This window comes from Cupriavidus sp. GW821-FHT02F09, from assembly GCF_059421605.1.
The window spans coordinates 210,078-235,153 of record NZ_JBWKVH010000008.1 but is presented as its reverse complement, the minus strand read 5'-3'; the positions used below and the strand labels follow the sequence as shown (position 1 = coordinate 235,153).

28 protein-coding genes and 1 other RNA gene are annotated in these 25,076 nt (G+C 65.4%); 11 read left to right on the top strand and 18 right to left on the bottom strand.

Annotation, left to right across the window (positions count from 1 at the left end):
* The first annotated feature begins 233 nt into the window (after positions 1-233).
* The 6 genes from ruvC to AC07XB_RS12615 all read left to right on the top strand — a co-directional run bounded on the left by ruvC (position 234) and on the right by AC07XB_RS12615 (position 5,653).
* Positions 234-779 (top strand): crossover junction endodeoxyribonuclease RuvC, encoded by a 546-nt coding sequence (gene ruvC / locus AC07XB_RS12640; protein WP_174427462.1) that lies wholly within the window; start codon positions 234-236, stop codon positions 777-779.
* Between the two features lie 78 nt (positions 780-857).
* A complete protein-coding gene (locus tag AC07XB_RS12635) occupies positions 858-2,045 on the top strand; it encodes a glycerophosphodiester phosphodiesterase (protein ID WP_492830555.1) in 1,188 nt (395 codons plus the stop codon).
* 184 nt (positions 2,046-2,229) lie between these two features.
* Positions 2,230-2,811, top strand: coding sequence for a Holliday junction branch migration protein RuvA (gene ruvA, locus AC07XB_RS12630; RefSeq protein WP_150988018.1), 582 nt, complete (start codon positions 2,230-2,232; stop codon positions 2,809-2,811).
* A gap of 116 nt (positions 2,812-2,927) precedes the next feature.
* Complete coding sequence (gene ruvB, locus AC07XB_RS12625; protein ID WP_043343714.1) at positions 2,928-3,983, top strand: Holliday junction branch migration DNA helicase RuvB; 1,056 nt, start codon at positions 2,928-2,930, stop codon at positions 3,981-3,983.
* Positions 3,984-4,214: 231 nt separating this feature from the next.
* Positions 4,215-4,799, top strand: a complete 585-nt coding sequence (locus AC07XB_RS12620) for a BPSL1445 family SYLF domain-containing lipoprotein (protein WP_492375694.1) — start codon at positions 4,215-4,217, stop codon at positions 4,797-4,799.
* A gap of 128 nt (positions 4,800-4,927) precedes the next feature.
* Positions 4,928-5,653: a queuosine precursor transporter gene (locus AC07XB_RS12615; RefSeq protein ID WP_492830554.1), complete on the top strand. Its 726-nt coding sequence runs from the start codon at positions 4,928-4,930 to the stop codon at positions 5,651-5,653.
* A 26-nt stretch (positions 5,654-5,679) separates the two neighbouring features.
* Here AC07XB_RS12615 and AC07XB_RS12610 read toward each other — a convergent pair whose 3' ends face one another.
* From AC07XB_RS12610 to tyrS, 5 genes are all read right to left on the bottom strand, one after another.
* Entirely contained in the window at positions 5,680-6,354 is a 675-nt protein-coding gene (locus AC07XB_RS12610; RefSeq protein ID WP_492375696.1) for a histidine phosphatase family protein, read from the bottom strand.
* A 90-nt stretch (positions 6,355-6,444) separates the two neighbouring features.
* Complete coding sequence (locus tag AC07XB_RS12605; protein WP_492830553.1) at positions 6,445-7,104, bottom strand: YbhB/YbcL family Raf kinase inhibitor-like protein; 660 nt, start codon at positions 7,102-7,104, stop codon at positions 6,445-6,447.
* Positions 7,105-7,151: 47 nt separating this feature from the next.
* Complete coding sequence (locus tag AC07XB_RS12600; protein ID WP_492375698.1) at positions 7,152-7,319, bottom strand: hypothetical protein; 168 nt, start codon at positions 7,317-7,319, stop codon at positions 7,152-7,154.
* Between the two features lie 34 nt (positions 7,320-7,353).
* Positions 7,354-7,854, bottom strand: a complete 501-nt coding sequence (gene dtd / locus AC07XB_RS12595) for a D-aminoacyl-tRNA deacylase (RefSeq protein WP_492813570.1) — start codon at positions 7,852-7,854, stop codon at positions 7,354-7,356.
* Between the two features lie 19 nt (positions 7,855-7,873).
* The gene (tyrS, locus tag AC07XB_RS12590) at positions 7,874-9,115 is read right to left on the bottom strand and encodes a tyrosine--tRNA ligase (protein WP_492813569.1); all 1,242 of its coding nucleotides are present in this window, start codon (positions 9,113-9,115) and stop codon (positions 7,874-7,876) included.
* A gap of 228 nt (positions 9,116-9,343) precedes the next feature.
* Between tyrS and AC07XB_RS12585 the strand changes: the two genes are divergently transcribed.
* Together AC07XB_RS12585 and AC07XB_RS12580 are read left to right on the top strand one after the other, a co-directional pair.
* Positions 9,344-10,723, top strand: coding sequence for a M23 family metallopeptidase (locus tag AC07XB_RS12585; RefSeq protein WP_043343687.1), 1,380 nt, complete (start codon positions 9,344-9,346; stop codon positions 10,721-10,723).
* Between the two features lie 19 nt (positions 10,724-10,742).
* The gene (locus AC07XB_RS12580; protein ID WP_492375701.1) at positions 10,743-11,885 is read left to right on the top strand and encodes an anhydro-N-acetylmuramic acid kinase; all 1,143 of its coding nucleotides are present in this window, start codon (positions 10,743-10,745) and stop codon (positions 11,883-11,885) included.
* 16 nt (positions 11,886-11,901) lie between these two features.
* On the opposite strand, the gene AC07XB_RS12575 is transcribed toward AC07XB_RS12580, so the two are convergent.
* Positions 11,902-12,816, bottom strand: coding sequence for a LysR substrate-binding domain-containing protein (locus AC07XB_RS12575; RefSeq protein ID WP_492830552.1), 915 nt, complete (start codon positions 12,814-12,816; stop codon positions 11,902-11,904).
* A gap of 92 nt (positions 12,817-12,908) precedes the next feature.
* Between AC07XB_RS12575 and AC07XB_RS12570 the strand changes: the two genes are divergently transcribed.
* Positions 12,909-13,706, top strand: a complete 798-nt coding sequence (locus tag AC07XB_RS12570; RefSeq protein WP_492813568.1) for a phytanoyl-CoA dioxygenase family protein — start codon at positions 12,909-12,911, stop codon at positions 13,704-13,706.
* Positions 13,707-13,780: 74 nt separating this feature from the next.
* On the opposite strand, the gene erpA is transcribed toward AC07XB_RS12570, so the two are convergent.
* The 5 genes from erpA to rplM form a co-directional block, all read right to left on the bottom strand.
* Positions 13,781-14,149: an iron-sulfur cluster insertion protein ErpA gene (gene erpA, locus AC07XB_RS12565; RefSeq protein WP_017225530.1), complete on the bottom strand. Its 369-nt coding sequence runs from the start codon at positions 14,147-14,149 to the stop codon at positions 13,781-13,783.
* A gap of 110 nt (positions 14,150-14,259) precedes the next feature.
* The gene (locus AC07XB_RS12560) at positions 14,260-14,673 is read right to left on the bottom strand and encodes a bactofilin family protein (RefSeq protein ID WP_174427448.1); all 414 of its coding nucleotides are present in this window, start codon (positions 14,671-14,673) and stop codon (positions 14,260-14,262) included.
* 34 nt (positions 14,674-14,707) lie between these two features.
* A complete protein-coding gene (locus AC07XB_RS12555) occupies positions 14,708-15,457 on the bottom strand; it encodes a DUF6776 family protein (protein ID WP_492375704.1) in 750 nt (249 codons plus the stop codon).
* 271 nt (positions 15,458-15,728) lie between these two features.
* Positions 15,729-16,121 carry a 30S ribosomal protein S9 gene (rpsI, locus tag AC07XB_RS12550; RefSeq protein ID WP_006156414.1) on the bottom strand — a complete coding sequence of 131 codons (393 nt, stop codon included), beginning with the start codon at positions 16,119-16,121 and terminating at the stop codon, positions 15,729-15,731.
* An 11-nt stretch (positions 16,122-16,132) separates the two neighbouring features.
* Positions 16,133-16,561: a 50S ribosomal protein L13 gene (rplM, locus tag AC07XB_RS12545; RefSeq protein ID WP_006156415.1), complete on the bottom strand. Its 429-nt coding sequence runs from the start codon at positions 16,559-16,561 to the stop codon at positions 16,133-16,135.
* A gap of 765 nt (positions 16,562-17,326) precedes the next feature.
* On the opposite strand from rplM, the gene AC07XB_RS12540 reads away from it, so the two are divergent.
* Positions 17,327-17,749 (top strand): OsmC family protein, encoded by a 423-nt coding sequence (locus AC07XB_RS12540; protein ID WP_150987978.1) that lies wholly within the window; start codon positions 17,327-17,329, stop codon positions 17,747-17,749.
* A gap of 82 nt (positions 17,750-17,831) precedes the next feature.
* On the opposite strand, the gene rnpB is transcribed toward AC07XB_RS12540, so the two are convergent.
* The 5 genes from rnpB to AC07XB_RS12515 form a co-directional block, all read right to left on the bottom strand.
* An RNA gene (rnpB, locus tag AC07XB_RS12535) (RNase P RNA component class A) lies at positions 17,832-18,173 on the bottom strand.
* A 43-nt stretch (positions 18,174-18,216) separates the two neighbouring features.
* A complete protein-coding gene (locus AC07XB_RS12530; protein WP_492830551.1) occupies positions 18,217-19,083 on the bottom strand; it encodes a DUF3025 domain-containing protein in 867 nt (288 codons plus the stop codon).
* A gap of 14 nt (positions 19,084-19,097) precedes the next feature.
* Positions 19,098-20,132, bottom strand: a complete 1,035-nt coding sequence (pyrC, locus tag AC07XB_RS12525) for a dihydroorotase (protein ID WP_492813567.1) — start codon at positions 20,130-20,132, stop codon at positions 19,098-19,100.
* Between the two features lie 46 nt (positions 20,133-20,178).
* Positions 20,179-21,519: a glycerate kinase type-2 family protein gene (locus tag AC07XB_RS12520; protein ID WP_492375707.1), complete on the bottom strand. Its 1,341-nt coding sequence runs from the start codon at positions 21,517-21,519 to the stop codon at positions 20,179-20,181.
* Positions 21,516-22,604, bottom strand: a complete 1,089-nt coding sequence (locus tag AC07XB_RS12515; RefSeq protein ID WP_492375708.1) for a tartrate dehydrogenase — start codon at positions 22,602-22,604, stop codon at positions 21,516-21,518. The genes AC07XB_RS12520 and AC07XB_RS12515 overlap by 4 nt, the downstream gene beginning before the upstream one ends.
* A 130-nt stretch (positions 22,605-22,734) precedes the next feature.
* On the opposite strand from AC07XB_RS12515, the gene AC07XB_RS12510 reads away from it, so the two are divergent.
* Positions 22,735-23,565 carry a class II glutamine amidotransferase gene (locus AC07XB_RS12510; RefSeq protein ID WP_492375709.1) on the top strand — a complete coding sequence of 277 codons (831 nt, stop codon included), beginning with the start codon at positions 22,735-22,737 and terminating at the stop codon, positions 23,563-23,565.
* 90 nt (positions 23,566-23,655) lie between these two features.
* Here AC07XB_RS12510 and AC07XB_RS12505 read toward each other — a convergent pair whose 3' ends face one another.
* Positions 23,656-24,390: an amino acid ABC transporter ATP-binding protein gene (locus tag AC07XB_RS12505; RefSeq protein ID WP_150987966.1), complete on the bottom strand. Its 735-nt coding sequence runs from the start codon at positions 24,388-24,390 to the stop codon at positions 23,656-23,658.
* A complete protein-coding gene (gene gltK / locus AC07XB_RS12500; protein ID WP_492375710.1) occupies positions 24,387-25,070 on the bottom strand; it encodes a glutamate/aspartate ABC transporter permease GltK in 684 nt (227 codons plus the stop codon). Before gltK ends, AC07XB_RS12505 begins: the two co-directional genes overlap by 4 nt.
* Between the last annotated feature and the right edge of the window lie 6 nt (positions 25,071-25,076).

The following is a 25,076-nucleotide window of genomic DNA, read 5'->3' as shown; positions in this document are numbered from 1 at the left end:
ACATGCCGCCGGCCGAGTACGAGGATTTAAAGGTGGAAGCTGCCTGAGAAAGTGTCCAGGTTTACTTGACCACCACAGTCGCCGCCCCGCAGGGGTGGTGAAACTGCAGTTGCAATTGCAGTTGCTTTTGACTTCAGGCCGTTGCAATCGAAGTAGCAGTAGCAGTAACAGTCGCCCCTCCCCTCCCAACGTTACAATCCCCCATCACCCATTAAAAGCCGAGCCCGACCCCCATGCGTATCCTCGGCATCGACCCCGGCCTCCGTACCACCGGCTTCGGCGTGCTGGAAAAGCACGGCAACAAGCTAACCTACATCGCCTCCGGCACCATCAAGAGCGACGGCGACAGCGGCCTGCCGGCAAGGCTGAAAACCCTCTTCGACGGCATCAGCGAAGTCACCCGCACCTACGCGCCCGATTGCGCTGCAATCGAGAAGGTATTCGTCAACGTCAACCCGCAATCCACGCTGTTGCTGGGCCAAGCCCGCGGCGCGGCGATCTGCGGGCTGGTCACGCATGGCCTGCCGGTGTTCGAGTACACGGCACTTCAGTTGAAGGTGGCGGTGGTCGGCTACGGCCGCGCCAACAAGGAGCAGGTGCAGGAAATGGTGATGCGCCTGTTGAGCCTGACGGGACGCCCCAGTTCCGATGCGGCGGACGCCCTGGGCATGGCAATCTGCCATGCCAATGGCAGCAACACGCTCACCGCCCTGACCGGGCTGGCCCCGGACCTGGTGCGCAAGGGCATGCGGGTACGGCGTGGGCGCCTGATCGGCTGAGCGAGCCCAGGCGGCCAGGCAGCCGCTTGCACCTTCAAGTCTCTTACAATCGAGCGATCGCCCGTCAAAGGATGCCGCATGCTCCGCTCGCCTCGCGCGTTCCGCGCCTTGAATCCGCCTCGCTCCGCTCGCCTGCCGGCGCTGTTGTCCGCGCTGGCCGCCGCGGTTCTCGCCGGCTGCGCCGCGCCGCCGCCCGTGGCCACTGTCCCGGCAGCCCCGGCCCCGGCCCCAGCCCCGGCCGTGCCCAAGGCGCTGGTGATCGGGCATCGCGGCGCTAGCGCGCTGCGCCCTGAACACACGCTGGCGTCCTACCAACGCGCCATCGACGACGGTGCCGACGTGGTGGAACCAGACCTGGTGATGACGCGCGACGGCGTACTGGTGGCCCGGCACGAGAACGAGATCGGCACCACGACCAACGTGGCGGAGCTGCCCCAGTTCGCCAGCCGCAAGCGCATCAAGGTAATCGACGGCGAACGCCTGGATGGCTGGTTCACCGAAGACTTCACGCTGGCCGAGCTCAAGACGCTGCGCGCGCGCGAGCGTATTGCGCAGGTGCGCAAGGCCAATACCCAGTACAACGACAAGTTCGAGATTCCCACCTTCGACGAAATCATCGATCTGGTGGCCAAGGCATCGCAACGCAGCGGCCGCGTGATCGGCCTGTACCCGGAAACCAAGCACCCGAGCTATTTCCGCGGCATTGGCCTGCCGCTGGAGGAGAAGCTGGTGGCCACGCTGCAAGCCCATGCGTACACGCGCAGCGCGCCGGTGTTCGTGCAGTCCTTCGAGACCGGCAACTTGCGCGAAATGCGCCAGCGCCTGGCCCAGGGCATGCCGAATGTGAAGCTGATCCAATTGATGGGCGGCGCGAAGAACCGGCCTGCCGACTGGCGCCTGGCTGGCGACACCCGCACCTACGCCGACATGATGACGCCGATCGGCTTGCGCGAAGTGGCCAGCTACGCCAACGGCATCGGCCCGGAGAAGTCCAGCGTGGTGCCCCGCGACGCCAACGGCAACCTCGGCACGCCGACCGCGCTGGTGCGCAACGCGCATGCGGCAGGCTTGCTGGTTCATCCCTATACTTTCCGTCCCGAGAACACCTTCCTGCCGCGCAACCTGCGCACCGGCGGCGACGATGCCACGCGCAGCCCCAGCGGCATGGTGCGCGAGGTGCAAGCCTTCCTCGCCGCCGGCATCGACGGCTTTTTCACCGACGATCCCGCGCTGGGACGCCAGGCGGTGGACACGCTGGGCCAATAGCAGATAGCAGATAGCAGATAGCAGATAGCCGATAGCCGATAGCTAATGCAGCCCGGCCGCGCCGGTACGCCGCACGCTGGGCTACACTGGCGGCCTTCGCGATGGCGGGCCTTTCCCCGCGCTGGCCGCCGCACTCCCTTCCCATCCCGGCGCGCGCGCCGTAATTCGCTGCAGACACTACACCATGATCGGACGCATCGCCGGCACCCTCATCGAGAAGAATCCCCCGCACCTGCTGGTCGATTGCCACGGCGTCGGCTACGAGATTGACGTGCCGATGAGCACCTTCTACAACCTGCCCGCCGTCGGCCATCCCGTCACCCTGCTGACCCAGCAGATCGTGCGCGAGGACGCGCACCTGCTGTACGGCTTTGGCAGCGCCACCGAGCGCAACACCTTCCGCGAGCTGATCAAGATCACCGGCATCGGCGCGCGCATGGCGCTGGCGGTGCTATCCGGCATGTCGGTCAGCGAACTAGCGCAGGCCATCACGCTGCAGGAAGCCGGACGGCTGACGCGCGTGCCGGGCATCGGCAAGAAGACCGCCGAGCGCCTGCTGCTCGAACTCAAAGGCAAGCTGGGCGCCGAGCTTGGGGCAGCACCCGGCAGCACGCCGGTGCACGACAACGCCGTCGACATCCTCAACGCGCTGCTTGCGCTCGGCTACTCGGAGAAAGAGGCGGCGCTGGCGATCAAGCAGGTGCCCGCAGGCACCGGCGTGTCCGACGGCATCAAGATGGCGCTGAAATCGCTATCCAAGGGTTGACCCGGCCGGGCCAAGGAGGCTCCCGGCGCTGAGCCTGCGCGGCCGGCGCAGGGCTCGCGCGTCCGGCGCCATGCCCGGAAGGGCTACAATCCAACCACTTTGCCCGCATCCGTAACATGATCGAAACCGACAAGCTAGCCACCGAGCGGGGCGCCGATCGCGTGATCGCCCCCACCGCCGTCTCCCCCAACGAGGAGGCCTTCGAGCGGGCGCTGCGTCCCAAGCTGCTCGACGAATACGTCGGCCAGGAAAAAGTGCGCGGCCAGCTCGACATCTTCATGCACGCCGCGCGCAACCGGCGCGAAGCGCTCGATCACGTGCTGCTGTTCGGGCCGCCGGGGCTGGGCAAGACCACGCTGGCGCACATCATCGCTCGCGAAATGGGCGTCAACCTGCGCCAGACCTCCGGCCCGGTGCTGGAACGCCCGGGCGACCTGGCGGCGCTGCTGACCAACCTGGAAGCCAACGACGTCCTGTTCATCGACGAAATCCACAGGCTGTCCCCGGTCGTCGAGGAAATCCTGTACCCGGCGCTCGAGGATTACCAGATCGACATCATGATCGGCGAAGGCCCGGCCGCACGCTCGGTCAAGCTGGACCTGCAACCTTTCACGCTGGTCGGCGCCACTACCCGCGCGGGCATGCTGACCAACCCGCTGCGCGACCGCTTCGGCATCGTGGCGCGGCTGGAGTTCTACACCGCCGAGGAGCTGTCGCGCATCGTCACGCGCTCCGCCCAGCTGCTGGGTGCCCGCATCGACCCGCTGGGCGCGCTGGAAATCGCACGCCGCGCGCGCGGCACGCCACGGATCGCCAACCGGCTGCTGCGCCGCGTGCGCGACTTCGCGGAAGTCAAAGGAGACGGAAACATCACTCGCACTATCGCGGACGCCGCCCTCGCCATGCTCGACGTGGACGCGGTCGGCTTCGACCTGATGGACCGCAAGCTGCTGGAAGCGATCCTGCTCAAGTTCAGCGGCGGCCCGGTGGGCGTGGATAACCTGGCCGCTGCCATCGGCGAGGAGCGCGACACCATCGAGGACGTGCTCGAGCCCTTCCTGATCCAGCAGGGCTACCTGCAGCGCACGCCGCGGGGCCGCATGGCCACGGCCGCCGCCTACCGGCACTTCGGGCTGGCGGCGCCCGGCGAGAGCGATTCGGCCCCGGCCTGAGCGGCATCGAAACCCGCACATCGAAACCCGCACATCGAAACCCGCACATCGAAACCCGCACATCGAAACCCGCATTAAGTAGTTTCGAGGCCCGCAGACAATTCTTTTGTCGTGCATTGCTGGCTGCTTCCTCCTTGTCCACAATGACTTAGCCCCGACCGCCAAGGCAAGGCGACAACTGACGGCAGATGCCCGACGGCCGGCTAACTGATCCCAGACAGGAGAGAGCACATGAATCGACGCCACTTTGTCAGCCGGCTGGCGGGCTCGGGCCTGGTCGTGGCCACCGCGTTCGCGGCTGGCTGCACCACCACCGGCACCAATGCGCCAACCGACGCGGCGGCCAAGAAGAAAGAGATCGACGCGGGTGCCGACGGGGCGCTCAACCGGCTGTTCGCGACGGTCGACAGCTCGCGCGAGCTGGCCTCACGCGCCCAGGGCATCCTCGTGTTCCCGCGAGTGCTGTCGGCAGGGCTGGTGGTCGGCGGCGAATACGGCGAGGGCGTGCTGCGCTCCAAGGGCGCCTCGGTGAGCTATTACCGCACCACCTCGGCCTCGGTCGGCGCGACCGCCGGCGGCCAGTCCAAATCGGTGGTGCTGATGTTCATGACGCCCGATGCTTACAACAAGTTCGTCAACAGCAGCGGCTGGACGGTCGGTGCGGATGCCGGCGTGGCGCTAGCCAAGGTCGGTGCCAACGGCAAACTCGATACGATCACCGGGCAGCAGCCTGTGATCGGCTTCGTGCAGACCAATGCCGGGCTGATGTTCGATGTGTCGCTGGACGGCTCCAAGATCAGCAAGCTGAACATCTAGCCGCAGCCCGCGCAGGCAGCCCTGGCCCGGGGCGACCCGGCCAGGGCACGCGCTCGTCTACAGTGTGGCGGGGCAAGGCGGCGGCGCGGCTGGCATAATCGCCCAAAAATCGCCCCTGGAACACCCCGATGACCATGTCAAGCGCCACGCCCGCCCACAGCGGGCGCGTCTATCGTTACTACGATCTCGTGATGGTGGCTTTCGTCACGGTCCTGCTGTGCTCCAACCTGATCGGCGCGGCCAAGGCGGCCCAGGTCACGCTGCCGGTGATCGGCCCGGTGACCTTCGGCGCGGGCGTGCTGTTCTTCCCGATTTCGTACATTTTTGGGGACGTGCTGACCGAGGTCTACGGCTACGGGCGCGATCGCCGCGTGGTCTGGGCCGGATTCGCGGCGCTGGCGTTCGCCACCTTCATGAGCCTGGTGGTGCTGAAGATGCCGGTGGCGCCCTTCATGAGCGATTACCAAAAGAGCCTGGAAGACGTCTTCGGCAATACCTGGCGCATCGCGCTGGGCTCGCTGATCGCGTTCTGCTGCGGCAGCTTCACCAACAGCTATGTGCTGGCCAAGATGAAGCTGTGGACCAACGGCCGCTGGCTGTGGACCCGCACCATCGGCTCCACGCTGGCCGGCGAGCTGGTCGATTCCTCGCTGTTCTACGTGATCGCCTTCTACGGCATCTGGCCGCTGGAGAAAATGATCCAGGTCGCCATTGCCCAGTACTTCCTCAAGACCACGTGGGAAGTGGTGATGACGCCGGTCACCTACAAGGTGGTGAACTTCCTCAAGCGCGCCGAGCGCGAAGACTACTACGACCGCAATACCGATTTCACGCCCTTCCGCCTGCGGGTGTAAGACGCGCCTGGCGCAGCCAGCGCGGCTCAGGGCACCCTGCGGTCGACTTCGTCGAGGGTGAGCGCTTCCAGGTGGCCCACGTCCGCCCATTGCATGACCGTGAGCCGCACGCTGTCGCAGCGCAGCCGGTTGATGCTGGCATTGAGCAATTCGTGCCGGCGCGGCGCCTCCAGCGTCATGTCATTGGCTTCGCGGTACAGGCAGTCCAGCACGCCGCCGTGGGCCACCAGGGCAATGCGCTCGCCGGGATGGCGGCGCCCGAGCGCCAGCGCGGCTTCCACCGCGCGCTCATGAAACGCCAGCAAGGACTCGCCGCCATCGGGCGCGTAGTCGGGAACCCGCGCTTGCCACCTGGCGAAATCCTCGGGCAGCTGCTCGGCCACTTCCGCGTAGGTCATGCCTTCGAGCGAGCCGTAGCAGCGCTCGCGCAAGCGGGGATCGGGCTGCACCGCCAGGCCGAGCGCCTCGGCCAGCGGCGCCGCCGTCTGCATCGCGCGCGACAGGTCGCTGGCGTAGACCGCATCGATCGGCTCGACCGCCAGCGCCTGGGCCAGGGCATCCGCCTGCGCCACGCCGGTGGCGTTGAGCGGAATGTCGAGCTGGCCTTGCAGGCGCCGCTCGCGGTTCCATGCTGTCTCGCCGTGGCGGATCAGGATCAGGTGGGTGAAGGCCAGCGAATGCGGCCCGGGCAATTGCGACATGCCGTTTCCTTTAGGCGATCTTGGCGGCGCTACGCTGTGCTGTCATGGCGCCCCCGGGCGCGCAGCGCTTGCGCGCCGCGCGGCCCGTGCTTACTTCGCCGGCTGGCCGGCGAGATTCGGGTTGAGGGTATAGGTGCCGGTGTAGGCAGCCTGCGCCAGCACATGGCCCTGGATGGCCTCGCGCACCTGGGCGCCGGTGAAGGTGCCCTCTAGCGGCAGGCGGTCCAGGTCGAGCGCATAGACGGTGAACACGTAGTGGTGCACCAGGCTGTCGTTCCACGGCGGGCAAGGGCCGTCGTAACCGTAGTAGTCGCCCTTCATGTCCGGGTCGCCGGCGAACCAGCCGGTGTAGTCGTTCAGGCCGTGGCGCAGCCCACCTGCCGCGGCCGTGCCGCCGGTGGCCTCGGGGCCCGGCTTGCCACGCGCGATCACGCCATCGCTGTGGGTGCCCGCGGAGATGGTGCGCAGCCCCATCGGAATATCCACCAGCACCCAGTGAAAGAAGTCCACGCGCGGCAGCGAAGCGGGCACTTCGCGGCCTTCCTGGTTGACGTCGTCACCACGGCTGGGCACATCCGGATCGTGGCAGATCAGCACGAAGGAACGCGTCTCGGCCGGGGCCTCGTCCCAGTGCAGGTCGGGATTGCGGTTGCTCGACAGCGTCACGTGGGTGGCGGGGTCGATCGCACCGAAAGCGAACTCGATCGGAATCGGCCCGTTGTCGCTGAATGCCTTGCTCCAGAGCTTCATGTTTCTCTCCTTGCTGGGTTGCGCCGCGCACTGCGCGGCATGCGGGATCAGGCCAAGGCCGGTCCCGGCGGTGACGTGCGGCGGCGGTAGCTGAGCTGCAGCAGGCCGTCGTCGAAGGCGCGGTGCGCCGCCAGTTGCCAGTCCACGCTGCCATCCGGCGAAGCGATCATGCCGTCGAGGCTGGTGGCGATGTAGAGGGTGACTGTCTGGGTCATGTCCTGGGTCATGTCCGGTCAGGCCGTCGCCGCATCAGCGGCTGGCCTGGGCTGGCTGGGAGTGGGCGGACGGCGCGGCCGGCGGCACGCGCAGCCAGAAGGTGACCGGACCGTCGTTGACCAGGCTGACTTGCATCATGGCGCCGAACTCGCCGGTCTGCACCTCGCCGTGCGCGGCGCGCGCACGCGCCACGAAATGGTTGTACAGGCGTTCGCCATCGGCGGGCGCCGCGGCCGGGGTGAAACTGGGCCGCGTGCCACTGTTGGTATCGGCGGCCAGCGTGAACTGCGACACCACCAGCAGGCCACCGCGCGTGCCACGGCCATCGATGTCCTGCACGGGCAGGTTCATCTTGCCGGCCTCATCGGAGAACACACGGTAGGCCAGCAGCTTGGCGAGCAGGCGTTCGGCCTGCGCTTCGGCGTCGCCGCGCTCGGCGCAGACCAGCGCCAGCAGCCCGGCGCCGATCTCCCCGGTGGTGCGGCCATCGACAGTGACGCGGGCCTGGGCGACCCGCTGGATCAACGCAATCATGAGCCGTTCCTGCCCGGCCTCAAGCCAGCGTCACGCGTGCGAAGCGGCGCTTGCCCACCTGCACGACGTAGCTGCCGGCCTCGACCTTCAGCCCCTTGTCGCTGATGATGGTACCGTCGATCTTGACGCCGCCCTGTTCGATATTGCGGTTGGCTTCCGACGTGGACGGCACCAGATTGGCCTGCTTGAGCAACTGGCCGATGCCCAGCGGTGCGCCGGAAAGGCTGACCTCGGGGATTTCGTCGGGCACGCCGCCGCGCGCGCGGTGGTTGAAATCCTCGAGCGCGCGGTCGGCATCGGCCGCGCTGTGGAAGCGCGTGACGATCTCCTGGCCAAGCATCACCTTGCAGTCGCGCGGATTACGGCCCAGCGAGATCTCCTGCTTCATCAGGTCGATCTCGCTCATGGGGCGGAACGACAGCAGCTCGTAGTACTTCCACATCAAGTCATCCGAGATGCTCATCAGCTTGCCGAACATCTCGCTCGGGGCTTCGGTCACGCCGATGTAGTTGCCCTTGGACTTGGACATCTTCTCCACGCCATCCAGGCCCACCAGCAGCGGCATGGTCAGGATGCACTGCTGCTCCTGGCCGTATTCCTTCTGCAGCTCCCGGCCCACCAGCAGGTTGAACTTCTGGTCGGTGCCGCCCAGTTCCAGGTCGGCCTTGAGCGCGACGGAGTCGTAGCCCTGCATGAGCGGGTAAAGGAACTCATGCACCGAAATCGGAATCCCAGTGCGGAAGCGTTTGGTGAAGTCGTCGCGCTCCATCATCCGCGCCACGGTGTACTTGGCCGCCAGCTGGATCATGCCGCGCGCGCCCAGCGGATCGCACCACTCGCTGTTGTAGCGGATCTCGGTCTTGGCCGGATCCAGTACCAGGCTCGCCTGGCTGTAGTAGGTCTGGGCGTTGGCCTCGATCTGCTCGCGCGTGAGCGGAGGACGGGTGGCGTTGCGCCCGGACGGATCGCCGATGGTGGAGGTGAAATCGCCGATCAGGAAGATGACCTGGTGGCCCAGGTCTTGCAACTGACGCATCTTGTTGAGCACCACCGTGTGGCCGATATGGATATCGGGCGCGGTCGGGTCCAGCCCCAGCTTGATGCGCAGCGGCACACCGGTGGCCTCGCTGCGCGCGAGCTTGGCCAGCCATTCGGATTCGACCAGCAGTTCGTCGCAACCGCGCTTGGACACCTCCAGGGCGTGCATCACGGTGGGCGTGAGGGGGTAGGAAGTGGCAGCGCCGGAGGAAACTTCAGTCATGACGTAAGTCTTTGAAAAACATGAGAATTCAGACCGCGGCACAAAACGGCTTGCGGCCGGTTTTGGTATAATCCGCGCTTCTTGTGCAAACGGGATTGTTCCCGTGGGCCAACCGCCATTCTAGGCGGCAAACCAATATGGCAGGCGCCGCACCTCCGGGGAGGAAGGCAGACGAGGCAAAAAATCGTCGCGGCAACGCAGCCCGAAACAAAGAGTGAATTTTACGTGATGTGGTCCAGACTCCGCGAAGTTTTCGCGCGGGAGCTGGTGGTTCTGGTCGATCCTACCAATGCCCTGCACGCCCGTCGGCGCAAGCAGTTGACAGCGGCGGTGGGTACGGTGTTCACGCTGGGCATGGCAGCCGCCATGGGCGTGGCCCCCCGTAGCGCCTTCGACGACCCCCAGGCTCCGCGTGTCCGGGAGGCGATACGCCTGCCCGATCTACGCACGCAACTCGAACAGCTTACCGAAACCGACGCCACCTTTGTGCGCGAAGAGCGCATGCAGCGCGGCGACACCATTGCCAGCCTGCTCAAGCGGCTCGGTGTGGACGACCCCGATGCGCAGGCCTTTATCCGCCGCAACACCACCGCGCGCGGCCTGTTCGACCTCAATCCCGGCCAGACAGTGCAGGCCGAGGTTGACGAGAACAACCTGCTGGTGTCGCTGCAAGCCAATCTCGGTGGTGACGCAAACGCCTCCCGCGAACTGGTGATCGAACGCGCGGGCGACCCTGCCGATCCGGTCTACAAGGCCCGCGTGCAGTCGGTGAAGAACGAGCTGCACTATGAGATGCTGTCCGGCGCCATTGCCTCGGGTGGTTTCTTCAAGGCCATGGACGCGGCCAATGTGCCCGACGAGATCGTCCAGCAGATGCTATCGATCTTCTCCGGCGTGATCGATTTCCACCATGACATCACCAGCGGAGACCGCTTCCGCATCGTCTACGAAGCGGGCTTCCGCGACGGTGCGTTCGTGCGCAACGGGCGCGTGATGGCGGTCGAGCTGATCAACCACAACCAGTTGCACCAGGCGCTCTGGTACGCACCGGAAGGCAGCAAGCAGGGCGCATACTACACCTTTGACGGGCGCAGCATGAAGCGGCCGTTCCTGCGCTCGCCGGTGGAGTTCTCGCGCGTGTCGTCGGGCTTTGGCGGGCGCGACCATCCGCTGCACCACCACTGGGCACAGCACAAGGGCGTGGACTTTGCCGCACCTACGGGCACCAAGGTGATGGCCACCGGCGACGGCGAAGTCGAGTTTGTCGGTCAGCAGAACGGCTACGGCAACATCGTCATCCTCAAGCACCATAGCGGCTACTCCACCTACTACGCGCACCTGTCCGGCTTTGCCACGATGAAGCGCGGGCAGCATGTGTCGCAAGGCGAGGTCATTGGCTACGTCGGCCAGACCGGCTGGGCCACCGGCCCGCACCTGCACTACGAGTTCCGCGTCAACGATGTGCCGCTGAACCCGCTGGCCATCGCCGCGCTCGACACGCCCGCTCTGTCCGGCCCGGCGCGCCAGCAGTTCCTGAGCTATACCAGCGAGATGCTCAGCCGCATCAACGCGCTGCGTACCTACAACGTGGCTTCGGCCAGCAATTGATCCATCGAGCCTGCCCAGCATGCCAACTTCGTCCCCAGACTGCTTTATCGGCATCATGTCCGGCACCAGCATGGACGGCGCGGACGGCGTGCTGGTCGATTTCTCGGGGCCACGGCCCACGGTGCTGGCGGCGGCCTTCCAGTCCTTCCCGGCCGAACTGCGCGACGCGTTCAGCGCGCTGCAGCAGCCCGGCGATGATGAAATCCACCGCGAGGCGCTGGCCGCCAATGGGCTGGCGCGCGTCTATGCGGCTTGCGTGGCAACCCTGCTGCGCAATGCCGGGCTGGCGCCGGAGGCCATCGCGGCAATCGGTGCGCACGGCCAGACCGTGCGCCATCGGCCCGGCTTGTACGACGGCATCGGCTATACCCGCCAGAGCCAGCAACCCGCGCTGCTGGCAGAGTTGACGGGCATCGACGTGGTGGCGGATTTCCGCAGCCGCGACGTGGCGGCCGGCGGCCAGGGCGCACCCTTGGTACCGGCGGTGCACCAGGCGCTGTTCGGCGACGCCGCCCAGACACGGGTGGCCTGCAATATCGGCGGAATCTCCAATATCAGCGTGCTGCCCGCCGCCAGCGAAGGCGGCGCGGCGCGGCCGGTCACCGGCTTCGACTGCGGCCCGGGCAACGTGCTGCTCGACTACTGGATCGACCGGCATCACGGCCTGGCCTACGACGCCGACGGCGCCTGGGGCGCCAGCGGCAAGGTCGACCAGGCGCTGCTGGCGCGCCTGCTGGCCGAGCCTTATTTCAGCGTGGCCCCGCCCAAGAGCACGGGCCGCGACCTGTTCCATCCTGCTTGGCTGGAAAATCATCTTTCCCAGCACGGCACGGCACTCGATCCCGCCGACGTGCAGGCCACGCTGGCCGCGCTGAGCGCCGAAGCCATCGCCCGCGATGTCAAGCAGCACGCGCCCGACGCGGCGCGGCTGATTGTGTGCGGCGGCGGCGCCCGCAACCGCCTGGTGATGGCGTTGCTGGCGCAGGCGCTGCCCGCTGTCACGGTGCAAAGCTCGGACGAACTGGGCGTTCCGGTATCACAGGTGGAGGGCATCGCTTTTGCGTGGCTGGCGCGGCAGATGCTGCACGGGGCGCCGGGCAATGTGCCTACCGTCACTGGCGCGGCCGGCCCGCGTGTCTTGGGCGCGCTCTACCCTCGATAGCCACACCTCGCCACCCTCACGCCGGCTCGGCGTGGCCTGCCTCGCAAACCCACTGGATAAACGCTTGCGCGACGGGCGAAGGCCGCATGGCTGGCGAACGCGCCAGCACCACGCGCTGCGGCGCCACGGCCTCGCGCAGCGGCAAGCAAACGATGGGCTGCCCGTCATAGCTGTGGTCGCCCGCGGGGCGCGTGCATGACAGCGCCACGCCATAGCCGTGCGCCACCAGGCCGCGCTGCATCTCGAAGGTCTGCGTGTACTGGTGCAGTTGCGGGCGCAAGCCGTGCGCCCAGAACAGCGAGAGGAAGTACTCACGTGTTTGCGCAATATCCTCCAGGATCAGCCGTTCGCCAGCAAGGTCTTTCAGACTTACGCTTTGCTGGGCGGCCAGCGCATGGCCGGGGTGCAGCAGCGCGTAAGGCGCAAGCCGGGCAAGTATCCAGCGCGCAATGCGCTGGTCGAAGCCGAGATCGTAGGTCAGCGCCAGTTCCGCCTTGCCGGCAGCGAGCGTGCGATGCACCGTGGCCAGGTCGGCCTCGAACAGCGTCACGGCAACATGCGGATGCAGCCGCCGGAAGCCGGCCAGCAGCCGCGGTGCGTAGTAGGCGCCAAGATCCTGGAAGCACGTCAGCGACAGTTGCCCGCTAAGGCCGCACGCCTGTGCCTGGTCCACGCCATCGGTTGCCAGGCCGGCGGCCAGCGCCAGGATGTCGCGGGCGCGGCCCAGCAGGCGCTGGCCAGCCGGCGTCAGCTCCAGACCGCGGCTGACCTGGCGGCGAAACAGGGTCTCGCCTAGCGTTTCCTCAAGCTGCGCCACGGCCTGCGACACGGAAGGCTGCGATACGTGGCGCGCACGGGCAGCCGCGCTGATGCTGCCGTGCTCGGCGGCCGCGACAAAATACTCGAGCTGGCGGAAGGAGAATCCAATCATGATTTCCTATACTACAGCATAGGAAATATATTCTTTTCCTATTGCCATGCTGCCCCGATACTCGTCCCAAGCCAGCCATCCACGGGACCCTCATGCACATCACCGCAACCGAAATCGAGACCTACCAGCGCGACGGCGCCCTGGTGTTGCGCGGCGCCTTCACTGATTGGGTGACGCCGCTACGCGAAGGATTCGAGCAGAATCTCGCGAAGCCGGGCCCTTTTGCCATCGAGAACGTCGGCAGCGGTGAGCGCGGCCGCTTTTTCGAGGATTACTGCAACTGGGAGCGCATCCAGCCGTTCGCCGACTTCATCCGGCGCTCACCGGCCGCAGCCATCGCCGGCCACATCATGCAGGCCGAGGCCGTCCAGGTGTTCCACGAGCACATCCTGGTCAAGGAACCGGGCACGGCAAAGCCCACACCGTGGCACCAGGACCTGCCCTACTACTGCGTGGATGGCCTGCAGACCGCGAGCTACTGGATCCCACTGGACCCTGTCACCACCGCCAATACCTTGCGCGTGGTGCTGGGCTCGCACCGCTGGCCCAAACTGGTCAGGCCCAAGCGCTGGGCCAGCAATGAGAATTTCTATGCTGGCAGCGACCGCTTCATGGAGATGCCGGACGTGGACGACGGCAGCCACACAATCCTGATACCGGAGCTGGAGCCGGGCGATGCCGTGGTGTTCGACTTCCGCACGGTACATGGTGCCGCGGGCAATACCGGCACGGGACGCCGCCGCGCCTTCTCGGCACGCTTCCTGGGCGACGACGTGCGCTACCTGGAGCGGCCTGGCCGCACCTCGCCGCCCTTCCCCGGAATCGGCCTGGCCAGCGGCGAGCGGATGCGCGAGGACTGGTTCCCGGTGGTCTGGCGCCGGGACGCATAAATAAAAAAGCGCACCAAAGTGCGCTTTTTTATTGCCGCGAGAACCTGTCGGAAGCCGCGGCGCCCTTGCGAGCCTTATACCGAGAACGAAGAGCCGCAACCGCAGGTGGTGCTTGCGTTGGGGTTCTTGATCACGAACTGTGCGCCGTTGATGTCTTCCTTGTAATCGATCTCGGCGCCCACCAGATACTGGTAGCTCATCGAATCGATCAACAGCGTGACGCCATTCTTGTCCAGCGTGGTGTCGTCCTCGTTCACCTCTTCGTCGAAGGTGAAGCCATACTGGAAGCCGGAACAGCCGCCGCCCTGCACGAACACGCGCAGTTTCAGATCGGCATTGCCCTCTTCCTCGATCAACTGCTTGACCTTGTCGGCAGCGCTGTCAGTAAAGACGAACGGGGCCGGCATGTCCTCGGTAACGGGTGCCTCTGCGACTGCGTTCATGGGGTTCTCCTATGTAGATACGCCTGTATTTTAAGCGCTCCGGGAAGATCGTGCCGAAACCCCGTGAATTCAAGGGGTTCTGTTGATGCAACCAGGCCACGGGTGCCGTATCAGGCGGATTCTTGCGTGCCGGATGCCAGAACCAGGTTGGGCAGCGCCTTGGGTTGCGCATTGCCGAGCGGCACGAGACGGCCCTCCACCAATGCCCCCTGGTGCATTTCCAGCGCGGCGTAGTGCACCTCGCCCTGCACGCGGGCGTGCGGTTGCAGCTCCAGCAGCTCGGTCGCGTGCACAGGCCCGGTGACCGTGCCGTTGAGAATCAGGTGCCCGACCCGGACTTCGCCCTCGACCACGCCTTTTTCGCTGATGACCAGCATGCTCGCCTGGTCGGCAGCCGCCGTCACGTTGCCGCGTACCCGGCCATCCAGGCGCAGGCCACCCGAAAACGTCAGGTCGCCCTGGATCACGCTGTGCTGGCCAATCAGGGTATCGATCGACAAGCCCTTCTTTTTGGAAAACAACATAGGTCCCTTTTTTCGTTGCTGGCCCAGCGCACCCTCACGGCATGGCCGTCTGGGTCGCGCGCAACTGACCGTTTTGCAAAATTCGTACCGTGACCGCCCGCACTGTGGCGCCGGCAGGCAGCGCAAAGGCACTTTCGATCCGCTGGTAGTGCGTGACCTGCAGGCCAGGCAACGAACCGGCGCCATTTTCCGGCAGGCTCAGGGTGACCGGCTTGCCATCCCGCAACAGCGAAACGACCAACTGTAACTCACCGCGGAACTCCGGCAAGGATGAAAAAGCCTTGGATCCACCCTGCATTATCAGCAATCGATAGTGCATCTTCAGTGGGTCGGCTTCATCAAGACCCACGCGAAAACTCCGCACATGGATGCCGGACGTATTGCCGCTGGCCGGGAGCAGGCCCTCGAAAAATGCCAGGTCTTCCTTGAGTTGAGCGACCTCGCCTTCCGCCGTCTTCAACTGCCCGGCCAGCGCCTCCTGGGCGCTGCGGGCCATCTGCAACTGCGCCTCGGCGGTGTTGGCCACCGCCTGCAAGCGCTCGTGCTGAGCCGTCATCGCCGCCACCTGCTCGCGCAGCGCCTTGTTTTCCGCCGTCATATCCGGCGCACCCGTCAGCCGCCGGCCAGCGTCGTACGCCCAACGCGCGGCGACCACCACCACCACGAGCACGACGACGAGCGCCGCGGCGGCGCCCAGCACGCGCAGCGGCCACGGCAGATGCGAACGCACCGCCAGGCTCCCGGATAGCGAGCCCCGGCGCGGGCGCAGCACGCGATACTTCATGCGCCGCGGGCTCGCGGCACCGTCAGGCGGGCGCGGTGCAGGTCGGCAGGCCATCGCATCCAATGCATCATGGTCGGGTTCTCCGGACGGCAAGAGCAGGGATTGTATCCGGGGAGATGCAAAGTATTTGTAAAACGTGGTGATAGCCTGCCGTTGCGCGGCATTGCACGCGCCTTCACCGGCGCTAGCGGCGAAAAAAAAACCGCACGGCGAACCGTGCGGTTTTTTCTGAACGGCCAGATCCGGTTGAACCGGACCCGCCGAACACACATTAACGCTTCGAGAATTGCTTCCGACGACGCGCCTTGTGGAAACCGACCTTCTTACGTTCCACTTCACGCGCATCGCGCGTGACGAAACCGGCCTTGGACAGCGACGGCTTCAGGGTGGCATCGTAGTCGATCAGTGCACGGGTGATGCCGTGGCGCACTGCGCCGGCTTGACCCGTTTCACCGCCGCCAGTGACGTTGACCTTGATGTCGAAGGTCTGTGCGTTGGCAGTCAGTTCGAGCGGCTGGCGCACGATCATCAGCGAGGTTTCGCGAGCGAAATACTCATTGATGGGCTTGCCATTGACGATGATATCGCCCTTGCCCGACTTGATGAAGACCCGAGCCACTGCGCTCTTGCGGCGGCCAGTACCGTAATTCCAATTTCCGATCATGGATGGCCCCCTTAGATTTCCAGCGCTTTAGGCTGCTGCGCTTCATGCGGATGCTCGGCTTCGGCGTAAACCTTCAGCTTCTTGATCATCGCATAGCCCAGCGGGCCCTTCGGCAACATGCCCTTCACAGCTTTTTCCAGGGCACGGCCCGGGAAACGTTGCTGCATCTTACCGAACGTCGTTTCGTAAATGCCGCCCGGGTAACCCGAGTGACGATAGTACTTCTTGTCGGTTTCTTTGGTACCCGTGACACGCAGCTTGCCTGCGTTGACGATGATGATGTAATCACCCGTGTCGACGTGCGGAGTAAATTCCGGCTTGTGCTTGCCGCGCAGTCGGCGTGCCACTTCGCTGGCAACACGGCCGAGGACTTTGTCCGTCGCGTCAATCACGTACCAGTCGCGCTTAACCTCTGCAGGCTTTGCGGAAAAGGTCTTCATGATTTTTCCTGAGACTTGTAGAACCTGCCCGAAACATTGACTTTACGTCGTCGGCCGACCCTTAGGATCTGACCTTCCTGCTTGTATGTGCAGGCTCTCCCTGAATTCCTTCCCGCGGGCATGACGGAAAAGCCTACGAGTATACTGCGGACTGAGGCCGGAGCACAAGGAAAGTTAGGGAAGAACGCCAAGATGGTGCCGCTCCGTGCGCTGCTCGCCATCCGGAATGGCAGCAAACAGCATAAAAGCAAGCCATGAAGCACTTCACAGCAGGATGTGCATCCGGCCTGGCTGGCGCAGAATAAAAAAAACCCAAGCTATTGAGCTTGGGTTTGAATCCACCAAAGGAGGAGGGTGGAGGAGACACCGGGAGATCGACGGGGCTGGATCGTGGTGCGGGCCGGCGAATGTGGCTGAAACCATCCGATTCGCTTTCGCACTCTGCGCCGTGTTGTGCGCCGTCGTTCAATGATTCAAATTATACATGAGCGCTCTCCCAGCGCAAGGAAATTTGCAGTGCGAAATGTTGTTCCGCATTGTGAAAAACCATCAAGAGGCACAGGGAGATTTTTTATATAATAAAATCAACAACTTAATGATTGATCGTGTTGTCACAGCACTGTCATCTTAGAAGAAAGCTTCAGTTTTCGGGAAAATTGTCGAGTTACGGCGCTTCTAGCTAAGTGGCCTATACTCAAAAAGCAAGCTTTGAAATCGCGTGTTCATGATCGAATACGCACTCACTAGAACGCAGGATCGAACAAAATGGAATGCAAAGTAACTTGGATGGGCACCGACGGCATGAGTTTCGTGGCCGAGACGGGCAGCGGCCATATCGTGGCGATGGACGGTGCGCCCGAGGGCGGCGGCCACAACCTTGCCCCGCGTCCGATGGAAATGGTTCTGCTGGGCACCGGCGGCTGCACCGCCTATGACGTGGTGCTGATCCTGAAGAAGAGCCGGCAGGATGTGCGCGGCTGCAGCGTGAAGCTGCAAGCGGAGCGCGCCAGCGAAGACCCGAAGGTGTTCACCAAGATCAACTTCCATTTCACGGTGAGCGGGCGCAACCTGAACCCCGGCGCGGTCGAGCGTGCCATCCACCTGTCGCACGACAAGTATTGCTCGGCCTCCATCATGCTGGCCAAGACGGCGGAAATCACGCACACGATGGAAATTGTAGAGGTGTAGGCGCCTGGCGCCTGCCCAGCCCCGGGGGAGCCGGCGGTGGCGCCCCCAATTGGGATGGGTGCGCGCCACGCTAAAGAATCAGAAGCAAAGCAGGCCGATAAGCCGGATTCTGTGCGCGCCGGCTTCCTTGCGGTTGCCGGCACGTGACAATCATTCCTCTAGGCCGGTCGTTACCGACCGGCTCAAGCTCCCTACCCGCAGGCTCAGCGGGCCGCCTCAATGCCTGCCTATTTGGGATTGCTCCAGGTGGAGGTTACCGCGTTTCACCCTTCCCATCGGGCGAACCCGATGGCAAGACTCGTCTCTGTGGCCCTATTCCGCACGTTGCCGTGGATGGCTATTAGCCAACACCCTGCCCTATGGAGTCCGGACTTTCCTCCCCTTGCACCACGAGGGTGCAAGCAGCGATTGTCTGGCCTGCTTTGCGGCCCGCAGTCTAACACCGTTTGGCCACGAACCGGCCACCCTCATGCGGCCTGCGCGCGGCGCCCGCGACGGAACACCGTGGTATCCGCGTAGTAGGCCGGATCGCGATTGGCTTCGCACCAGCCGGGAATGCCCAGCACCGGCAACGGCGCAAAGCGGCCGCTGTGCAGCTCGGCCGCTTCCAACGAGGCGCACACGGAATCGTCGAGCGAGCCGGGGAGCGCGGCGCCTGCAGCCGGCGGGACGGCCAGCGGCCATGCATGCGCGGTCAGGGCCTTATAGGGCCGCACCAGCTTCTCCAGCAAGGCGTGGCCGAAGGGCACCACGCTGCAGCGGGCGGTGCTGTCACGGCTGCCGGCATGCTCGCTACCGTCCCAGACATCCCGCCGCGCCACGAACAGGTGCTCCCAGCCGAAACCGCGCAAAACGAACTCCAGGCCACTGTCGGCACTCAGGAACAGAATGGCGTTCTCGTCGAACAAGGTCGCGGCATCGCGCAGGCTGCCACGGCGGCCCTGCACGCCCGCCACCGCGATAGCGTGGGCCTGCAGCCGGTTCAGCACGCGTTTGGAACGGGGAAAATGCAGCCAGATGAGCGCATTGAAGAAATCGTGCAAGTTGTCGCGCGTCGGCACGGCGCCGGTGGCGTAAATATGTGCCTCGTAGGCCGTGCCGGCGGGCAATTCGGCTTGCGCAACGAAACGCAGCGGCACACCGCGGGCGTTGCGCAGCGCGCGCTGCGTGGCCACTTCGCTGAGGACGGCGCGCAGGTCGGCGCCGCCTCGCAACGCGCTGCCCAGCGCCGAGCCGATGGTGGCGAACGGCCGGAACCACGGCTGTGCCCAGTCGATCTGCGCCACCGCCGCAGCCAGCGCCAGCCGGACCTGGCTTTCTGCTTGCACTTGCACTTCGCCAGTGCGGCTTAGCGGGCCTTCCAATGCAGCGTCTCGCCGCCGCGCAGCGGCACCAGCGTGGTGTCGCCATAGGGCAGTTCGGCTGGCAGTTCCCACGCCTCGCGGACCAGGGTGAGCGTGCCGCTATTTCGCGGCAGGCTGTAGAACGCCGGGCCGTTGAAGCTGGCGAAGGCTTCCAGCTTGTCCAGGGCACCGGCGGCTTCGAAGGCCTCGGCGTAGAGCTCCATGGCGTGCAGCCCGGTATAGCAGCCGGCGCAGCCGCAGGCATGTTCCTTCAGCCCGCGCGCGTGCGGCGCGCTGTCTGTGCCGAGGAAGAAGCGCTCGCTGCCGGACACGGCCGCGGCCACCAGGGCTTCGCGGTGGGTCTCGCGTTTGAGCACCGGCAGGCAGTAATAGTGCGGGCGGATGCCGCCGGTGAAGATGGCGTTGCGGTTGTACAGCAGGTGATGCGCAGTGATGGTGGCGGCGACGGGGCCTTCCGCGTCGCGCACGTACTCGGCCGCATCCTTGGTGGTGATGTGCTCGAACACCACCTTGAGCGCCGGGAAATCGCGGCGCAGCGGCGTCATGACCTTGTCGATGAAGACGGCTTCGCGGTCGAAGATGTCGATCGCCGGATCGGTCACTTCGCCGTGCACCAGCAGCGGCAGGCCCACGCGCTGCATGGCTTCCAGCGCTGCCGCGCAGTGACGCAGGTCGGTCACGCCGGCATCGCTGTTGGTGGTGGCACCGGCCGGATACAGCTTCACCCCGTGCACGAAGCCGCTGGCCTTGGCAGCGACGATCTCCTCGGCGGTAGTCTTGTCGGTCAGGTACAGCGTCATCAGCGGCTCGAACGCCATGCCCGCCGGCAGCGCGGCCAGGATGCGGTCGCGGTAGGCCGCGGCCTGCGCAACCGTGGTCACGGGCGGCTTCAGGTTGGGCATGATGATGGCGCGGGCGAACTGGCGGGCGGTATCCGGCAGGACGGCGGCGAGGGCCGTACCGTCGCGCAGGTGCAGGTGCCAGTCGTCCGGGCGGGTAATGGTGAGAGTCTGGGTCATGGCTTTCGGGGGCCGGCCGGCAGTCGCGGCTGGCGCTTATCAGGGATTACAGAATCAGGATGGCGCGGTAGTCATTCACATTGGTCCGCGTGGGGCCCGTCACCACGAGGTCGCCGGCGGCTTCGAAGAAACCCCAGGCATCATGCGCATCGAGCCGGGCGCGCGCCGGTGCACCGGCAGCCTGCGCACGCGCGAGCGTGGACGGGTCCAGCAACGCGCCGGCATTATCCTCGGAGCCGTCGATGCCGTCGGTGTCCGCCGCGATGGCGTACACATTATCAACGCCATCCAGCTCCAGGGCGAGCGACAGCAGGAATTCCGAGCACCGTCCGCCACGGGGCTTTCCAGCCGCCCCGCCACCGCCCTGCGGCAACGTGACGGTGCACTCACCACCGGAAATCAGCACCACGGGCACCGCGAATGGCGCATTGTACGCGCGTATCTCGCGCACCAGCGCCGCGTAGACCCGGGCAACTTCCTGCGCCTCGCCAGTCACCGTGTCGCCCAGCACCACCGGCTGGATGCCGCGCGCGCGGAAGTGATCCGCTGCCGCCATCAGGCTGCCGTGGGCGGTAGCAATCACACGATTCTCAACCCGCGCGAACAGCGGATCGCCAGGCTTGGGCGTTTCCGCCACTTCGCCGCGCGCACCGCGCTCCAGGTAAGCCTGCACCACGGGCGGGACCACCGCACCGTAGCGGCGCAGGACCGCCAGGGCATCGGCGTAGGTACTGGCGTCGGGCACGGTGGGGCCGGAGGCGATGGCGCTGGGGTCATCCCCGGCCACGTCCGACACGATCAGCGTGGTCACCGGCGCGCGGCAAGCCTGGGCGAGGTGCCCACCCTGGATGCGCGACAGGTGCTTGCGCACGATATTCATGTCCGTGATGGGAGCGCCGCAGCGCAGCAGCTCCTGCGTGGTGGCCTTGAGGTCCGCCATGCCGATGCCCTCGGCCGGCAGCGACAGCAGGCTGGAGCCGCCGCCGGACACCAGCACGATCAGCCTGTCATCCGGCCCGAGCTCGCCCGCCCGCGCCAAGATCTCTGCCGCGGCGCGCTCGCCGGCCTCGTCCGGCACCGGGTGGCCGGCCTCTATCACGCGCACGTGTTCGGTCGGCAGGCCGTGGGCGTAGCGCGTCACCACCAGCCCGTCGAGCTGCACCGCGCTGTTCTGGCTGGCATATGCCCGCTCCACGGCCAGCGCCATCGAGGCCGCAGCCTTGCCGGCGCCTACCACCAGGGTACGCCCGCCAGCCTGGGGCGACGGCAGGTGGTCCGCCACGATGCGCAGCGGATCCGCTGCCGCCACCGCGGCATGGAAGCTATCGAGCAGCAGGGCACGCGCGTCGGCCGCGGCGACCGGCAAAGGTTGGGCGGTCGTGCTCACAGCGCTTGCGCGATGGCCTGGCCCAGGTCGGCCGTGCCAGCCTTGCCGCCAATGTCGCGGGTCAGCGGGGCATGCTCCGGCCCGGCCGACAGCACCTTCTCGATGGCGCCCAGCACGGCCGCGCCGGCTTCCGGCTGGCCCAGATGTTCCAACATCATGGCGCCACACCAGATCTGGCCGATCGGGTTGGCCACACCGCGCCCTGCGATGTCCGGCGCAGAGCCATGCACCGGCTCGAACAGGCTGGGGAAGGTGCGGTCGGGGTTGATATTGCCCGAGGGCGCGATGCCGATGGTGCCGGTACAGGCCGGCCCCAGGTCGGACAGGATGTCGCCGAACAGGTTGCTGGCGACCACCACGTCGAACCAGTCCGGATGCTGGACGAAGTGCGCGGTGAGGATGTCGATGTGGTACTTGTCAACCTTCACGCCGGGGTAGTGGGTAGCCATGGCCTCCACCCGCTCGTCCCAGTACGGCATGGTGATGGAGATGCCGTTGGACTTGGTAGCCGAGGTCAGATGCCTGGCCGGACGCTTTTGCGCCAACTCGAAGGCGAACTTGAGGATGCGGTCCACGCCCGTGCGCGTCATCACCGTTTCCTGGATCACCACCTCGCGCTCGGTGCCGGGGAACATGCGCCCGCCGATGCTGGAGTACTCGCCCTCGGTGTTCTCGCGCACTACGTAGAAATCGATGTCGCCCGGCTTGCGCGCATTGCCGTCGCGGTCCACCAGCGGGCTGCGGATACCGGGCATCAGCCGCACCGGGCGCAGGTTGACGTATTGGTCAAAGGAGCGCCGGAACTGCAGCAGCGAGCCCCACAGCGAGACATGGTCGGGCACGGCGTCCGGCCAGCCCACCGCGCCGAAGTAGATGGCGTCGTACTTGACCAGGGTGTCGAACCAGTCGTCCGGCAGCATCTTGCCGTGGCGGGCGTAGTAGTCGCAGCTGGAGAAGTCGAAGTGATCGAACTGCATGTCGATGCCGAACCGGCGCGCGGCGGCGTCCATTACGCGCAGGCCCTCAGGCATCACTTCAGTGCCGATGCCATCGCCGGGGATGACTGCGATCTTGTATTTGCTCATGTCTCGAGGGCCCGCTGAATGGTATTGAAATCGGGGAAAAACGCGCTGCGCTTGGCAGATAACCCGGGCAGGCCGGATAATGGAACATTCTATTGCAATCCGGCAGCCTGCTGCCGGTCCGGTGCCCGCCATGTGCCAGCTGCTCGGCATGAACTGCGCCACGCCGACCGACGTGACGTTCTCCTTTACCGGCTTCGCCGCCCGCGGCGGCGTCACGGATCACCATGCCGATGGCTTTGGCGTGGCGTTCTTCGAGGACAAGGCCTGCCGCCTGTTCATCGACAACCAGTCCGCCGGCACCTCGCCCGTGGCTGAGCTGGTCAAGCGCTACCCGATCAAGTCCAAGAACGTCATCTCCCATATCCGCAAGGCGACCCAGGGCACGGTGCGGCTGGAAAACTGCCACCCCTTCATGCGCGAGCTGTGGGGGCGGCACTGGATCTTCGCCCACAACGGCGACCTGAAGGACTTCTCGCCTTTCCTGTCTGGGGTCTACCAGCCGGTCGGCGACACCGATAGTGAACTCGCCTTCTGCACGCTGATGCAGGGGCTGCGCAAGCGCTTCCCCGGCTCGCAGCCGCCGCTCAACGAGCTGTGCCACGCGCTGGCGGACATCACGCGCGAGATCACGCAGCACGGCGTGTTCAACTACCTGCTGTCCAATGGCCAGGCCTTGTTCTCCCACTGCTCCACGCGCCTGTACTACATCGTGCGCCAGTGGCCCTTCTCCACCGCCCACCTGATCGATGCCGATCTGTCGATCGATTTCGCCCAGGTCACCACGCCCGACGACCGCGTGGCGGTGATCGCCACCGCGCCACTGACCGACAACGAAACCTGGACCGCCTTCGCGCCCGGCGAGCTGATGATGTTCGAGGAAGGCCGCTCGGTGATGACGCTGACCGTGCCGATCCCGCCGGAAGTCCAGGCCAAGAACGCGGCCAACAGCGACTGCACCTGAGCCATTGCGGGCAAGCCATGCAAAAAGGGACGCCGAGGCGTCCCTTCTTGCATCCTGCCACCCATCGGCGCGGCGGGGCGGCGGCCCGCATCAGTGATGCAGGATCTTCGACAGGAACTGCCTGGCCCGCTCGGAGCGCGCTTCGATATTGCCGAAGAACTCTTCCTTGGCGCAGTCCTCGACGATCTTGCCCTGGTCCATGAAGATCACGCGGTTGGCGACCTTGCGCGCGAAACCCATTTCGTGGGTCACGCACATCATGGTCATGCCTTCCTGCGCCAGCTGCACCATCACATCCAGCACTTCGTTGACCATCTCCGGGTCCAGCGCGGAGGTCGGCTCGTCGAACAGCATGCAGATCGGATCCATCGACAGCGCGCGGGCAATTGCCACGCGCTGCTGCTGGCCGCCCGACAGCTGGCCCGGGAACTTGGCCGCCTGGGCTTTGAGGCCCACGCGATCCAGGTACTTCAGGCCCTTCGCCGTTGCCTCTTCCTTCGAGCGGCCAAGCACCTTCATCTGCGCGATGGTCAGGTTCTCGGTGATCGACAGGTGGGGGAACAGCTCAAAGTTCTGGAACACCATGCCCACGCGCGAACGCAGCTTGGGCAGGTTGGTCTTGGGCGAGCCCACCGAGGTGCCGTCCACCGTGATGTCGCCCTTCTGGAAGGGCTCCAGCGCGTTGACGGTCTTGATCAGCGTCGACTTGCCCGAGCCCGAGGGGCCGCACACCACCACAACTTCGCCCTTGGCGACCTTGGTGGTGCAATCGGTCAGCACCTGGAAGGCGCCATACCACTTGGAGACGTTATTGATTTCAATCATACGGCCACCTTTTTCTGGTAACGCTTGACCAGCAGCGATGCGGAGAAACAGATAATGAAATACACCAGCCCGGCGAACAGCAGCATCTCCACGATGCGGCCGTCACGCTCGCCGATGCCGTAGGCCTGGCCAAAGAAGTCCGCCAGCGCACTCACGTAGACCAGCGACGTATCCTGGAACAGGATGATGCCTTGCGTGAGCAGCAGCGGCACCATGTTGCGGAAGGCCTGCGGCAGGATCACCAGACGCATCGACTGCCCGTAGGTCATGCCCATGGCCTGCGCGGCGAACATCTGCCCGCGCGACACGCTCTGGATACCCGCGCGGATGATCTCGGAATAGTACGCCGCCTCGAACAAGGCAAAGGCAATCAGCGCCGAGGTCATGCGCAGGTCGGATGCCTGCGACAGGTTGAACGCCTTTTGCAGCAGCTGCGGGATGATCAGGAAGAACCACAACAGCACCATCACCAGCGGAATCGACCGGAAGATGGTGACGTAGCCCTGCGCGAACCAGTTCAGCGCCTTGACGGAGGACAGCCGCATCATCGCCAGGATGGTGCCCCAGACGATGCCGACCACCACCGCAGTGACGGTGATCTTGAGCGAGACCAGCATCCCCTCGCCCAGCACGTCCAGCGTGGTCGCGTTGATCGAGCTGAAATCGAATGTATATGCCATGACGTG

Excerpts from the sequence above, each read along its gene's own strand:
- ruvC (WP_174427462.1), top strand. The coding sequence starts at position 234 with ATGCGTATCCTCGGCATCGACCCCGGCCTCCGTACCACCGGCTTCGGC.
- AC07XB_RS12635 (WP_492830555.1), top strand. The coding sequence starts at position 858 with ATGCTCCGCTCGCCTCGCGCGTTCCGCGCCTTGAATCCGCCTCGCTCC.
- ruvA (WP_150988018.1), top strand. The coding sequence starts at position 2,230 with ATGATCGGACGCATCGCCGGCACCCTCATCGAGAAGAATCCCCCGCAC.
- ruvB (WP_043343714.1), top strand. The coding sequence starts at position 2,928 with ATGATCGAAACCGACAAGCTAGCCACCGAGCGGGGCGCCGATCGCGTG.
- AC07XB_RS12620 (WP_492375694.1), top strand. The coding sequence starts at position 4,215 with ATGAATCGACGCCACTTTGTCAGCCGGCTGGCGGGCTCGGGCCTGGTC.
- AC07XB_RS12615 (WP_492830554.1), top strand. The coding sequence starts at position 4,928 with ATGACCATGTCAAGCGCCACGCCCGCCCACAGCGGGCGCGTCTATCGT.
- AC07XB_RS12610 (WP_492375696.1), bottom strand. The coding sequence starts at position 6,354 with ATGTCGCAATTGCCCGGGCCGCATTCGCTGGCCTTCACCCACCTGATC.
- AC07XB_RS12605 (WP_492830553.1), bottom strand. The coding sequence starts at position 7,104 with ATGAAGCTCTGGAGCAAGGCATTCAGCGACAACGGGCCGATTCCGATC.
- AC07XB_RS12600 (WP_492375698.1), bottom strand. The coding sequence starts at position 7,319 with ATGACCCAGACAGTCACCCTCTACATCGCCACCAGCCTCGACGGCATG.
- dtd (WP_492813570.1), bottom strand. The coding sequence starts at position 7,854 with ATGATTGCGTTGATCCAGCGGGTCGCCCAGGCCCGCGTCACTGTCGAT.
- tyrS (WP_492813569.1), bottom strand. The coding sequence starts at position 9,115 with ATGACTGAAGTTTCCTCCGGCGCTGCCACTTCCTACCCCCTCACGCCC.
- AC07XB_RS12585 (WP_043343687.1), top strand. The coding sequence starts at position 9,344 with ATGTGGTCCAGACTCCGCGAAGTTTTCGCGCGGGAGCTGGTGGTTCTG.
- AC07XB_RS12580 (WP_492375701.1), top strand. The coding sequence starts at position 10,743 with ATGCCAACTTCGTCCCCAGACTGCTTTATCGGCATCATGTCCGGCACC.
- AC07XB_RS12575 (WP_492830552.1), bottom strand. The coding sequence starts at position 12,816 with ATGATTGGATTCTCCTTCCGCCAGCTCGAGTATTTTGTCGCGGCCGCC.
- AC07XB_RS12570 (WP_492813568.1), top strand. The coding sequence starts at position 12,909 with ATGCACATCACCGCAACCGAAATCGAGACCTACCAGCGCGACGGCGCC.
- erpA (WP_017225530.1), bottom strand. The coding sequence starts at position 14,149 with ATGAACGCAGTCGCAGAGGCACCCGTTACCGAGGACATGCCGGCCCCG.
- AC07XB_RS12560 (WP_174427448.1), bottom strand. The coding sequence starts at position 14,673 with ATGTTGTTTTCCAAAAAGAAGGGCTTGTCGATCGATACCCTGATTGGC.
- AC07XB_RS12555 (WP_492375704.1), bottom strand. The coding sequence starts at position 15,457 with ATGAAGTATCGCGTGCTGCGCCCGCGCCGGGGCTCGCTATCCGGGAGC.
- rpsI (WP_006156414.1), bottom strand. The coding sequence starts at position 16,121 with ATGATCGGAAATTGGAATTACGGTACTGGCCGCCGCAAGAGCGCAGTG.
- rplM (WP_006156415.1), bottom strand. The coding sequence starts at position 16,561 with ATGAAGACCTTTTCCGCAAAGCCTGCAGAGGTTAAGCGCGACTGGTAC.
- AC07XB_RS12540 (WP_150987978.1), top strand. The coding sequence starts at position 17,327 with ATGGAATGCAAAGTAACTTGGATGGGCACCGACGGCATGAGTTTCGTG.
- pyrC (WP_492813567.1), bottom strand. The coding sequence starts at position 20,132 with ATGACCCAGACTCTCACCATTACCCGCCCGGACGACTGGCACCTGCAC.
- AC07XB_RS12515 (WP_492375708.1), bottom strand. The coding sequence starts at position 22,604 with ATGAGCAAATACAAGATCGCAGTCATCCCCGGCGATGGCATCGGCACT.
- AC07XB_RS12510 (WP_492375709.1), top strand. The coding sequence starts at position 22,735 with ATGTGCCAGCTGCTCGGCATGAACTGCGCCACGCCGACCGACGTGACG.
- AC07XB_RS12505 (WP_150987966.1), bottom strand. The coding sequence starts at position 24,390 with ATGATTGAAATCAATAACGTCTCCAAGTGGTATGGCGCCTTCCAGGTG.
- gltK (WP_492375710.1), bottom strand. The coding sequence starts at position 25,070 with ATGGCATATACATTCGATTTCAGCTCGATCAACGCGACCACGCTGGAC.